At 55.8% G+C, this 2,321-nt stretch carries 1 protein-coding gene; it reads left to right on the forward strand.

Going from position 1 to position 2,321, the window contains the following annotated elements:
• A partial coding sequence (locus ACSZPU_RS25090; RefSeq protein ID WP_499004309.1) for a RecE-related exodeoxyribonuclease occupies positions 1–2,321 on the forward strand: 2,321 nt, incomplete at both ends.

Raw genomic sequence — 2,321 nt, forward strand, 5'->3', positions numbered from 1 at the left:
TCCCCGAAAGTTGAAGAAGCCATGCTGTGGCCGGTCGCTCAGATGTCGCAGCGTTCGCTGATCCTGTCCCAGTTCATCAGCAAAGAGTCCACTCACCACGCAACGATGGAACAGCGTAAACGTATCGCTGATCTAGAAATGGACACGGATAACAGCTACGTCCAGAACATGCTGTGGGCGGCAGATAAGGCGACCGGGTTCAAAAGTCTCTCCACTCATGACGTCTGGAAGTACACCCAGGCCATTAAAACGGTATTTGCGCAGGATAAACGCCACGAACTGAACGCGGTGATCACGTTCGCTCAAGCCTGGGTTGAAACCCCTCATATCGATCGCGGACTGCTCGTTAAAGAGTGGGCCGCTGGCAAACGGGTGACCACTGTACAGCGCACTGATGCTGGCACAACCGCTGGCGGTAACATGCCGACCGATCGCAACCCTGATTACATTCACACGCTTGACACGCTCGATGTTGAAATCGCTGCAGCAACGCTGCCAATGGATTTTGATATCTACAACATCCCTGGCGGCATCCATCGCAGAGCAAAAGAAATTATCTCTGGCAAAGAAAGCCCATGGAAAGAATGGTCGGCGGTGCTGCGCAAAACGCCCGGCATTCTCGATTATTCCCGCGCAGCCATTTTTGCAGTTATCAGAAGCGCTCATCCCGAGTATTACAAATCCTCAGGTCGTCTGAGCGGTTACATAAATGCCAACCTTACCGAAACCGATCACGCCAAGCCAACCGCCGAAACTCTCGCCGCAGCTCGCCAGTTTGACAGCGCCGCAGTGGTTGCCGGAGTCATTCAGGGTACTGAGTCGGTTGAGAGCCTGGATAAGCTCTCAACTGAATTTGCTGTTGTGGGAAAACTGGCAGTGCAAGCCACGAATAAGGCCGAGGCGTCCACCGCAACAAAATCTGATGTTGCCAACCTCGGCAACGGCATTTTCTCCATCGATGACCTGATGGGCCAGGGTTCATCCACCAGCACAACCAAAGAGGCTGCCGACCATGTGCAGATGGAAGCGACTGTCACGGTCGAAAGCGAAGTTAGTGGCGCGGTACCAGCAAGCCAGGGCGCTGATGACACTTGTGCGCCAGCAGCTACCCTGACGAACGCTGAGATTCTGGCAGCCGCTGCGCCGGAACTGGCTGAGGCATTTTCCGAGCAGGAAAGCACTGCACCGTTGCAAGACATCGTGCAACAGGATGCAACAGACGCAACGCCGGTACCGGAATACCCGGCCTACTTCGAACCGGGCCGCTACGAAGGTCTGCCGAACAACGTCTACCACGCCGCAAACGGCATCAGCAGCACGCAGGTGAAAGACGCCCGTGTTTCGCTGATGTATTTCAACGCACGCCACGTGGAGAAGACGATCGCCCGCGAGCAGTCCAAAGTGCTGGATATGGGGAACCTGGTGCACGCGCTGGCGCTCCAGCCTGAAAATCCGGAAGCAGAATTCAGCGTTGAACCGATTATCCCGGAAGGCGCATTCACCACCACGTCGACGCTCCGTGAGTTCATTGATGCACATAATGCGACTCTGGCTCCGCAGTTAAGCGGTGACGATATCAAAGCGCTGCTGGAAGCCCACAACGCCACCCTGCCCGCCCCGGTTCCAATGGGCGCATCAGCCGACGAAACCGGGCAAAGCTACATGTCCCTGCCAGCGGAGTTCCAGCGCATTGAGGCAGACCAGAAACAGACAGTTGCGGCAATGAAAGCCTGCATCAAGGAATACAACGCCACTCTGCCCGCCCCGGTGAAAACCAGCGGCAGCCGCGATGCACTGCTCGAGCAACTGGCAATCATCAACCCTGACCTGGTAGTGCTGGAAGCACAGAAGCCTGCGCCGTTGAAAGTATCCGGCACCAAAGCAGACCTGATTCAATCAGTTAAATCGGTAAACCCGACAGCGATATTCGCTGACGAACTGCTGGATGCCTGGCGCGAAAACCCGGATGACAAAATCCTGGTCACCCGTGCTCAACTGGCGACCGCAACGGCAATTCAGTCTGCACTGCTGGCGCACCCGACCGCCGGCAAGTTCCTGACACATCCAAGCCGCGCGGTTGAAGTGAGTTATTTCGGTTTCGACGACGAGACCGGGCTGGAAATTCGCGTTCGCCCTGACCTGGAAATTGACATGAACGGCATCCGCATTGGCGTGGACCTGAAAACCATCAGTATGTGGAACGTCAAACAGTCTGCACTGCGCACCAAACTGCACCGGGAAATCATCGACCGCGATTATCACCTGAGCGCAGCCATGTATACCGAAACGGCTGCTTTGGACCAGTTCTTCTGGATTTTCGT

The sequence above is a fragment of the Phytobacter sp. V69 genome (assembly GCF_965644215.1).
GTDB lineage: Bacteria > Pseudomonadota > Gammaproteobacteria > Enterobacterales > Enterobacteriaceae > Phytobacter.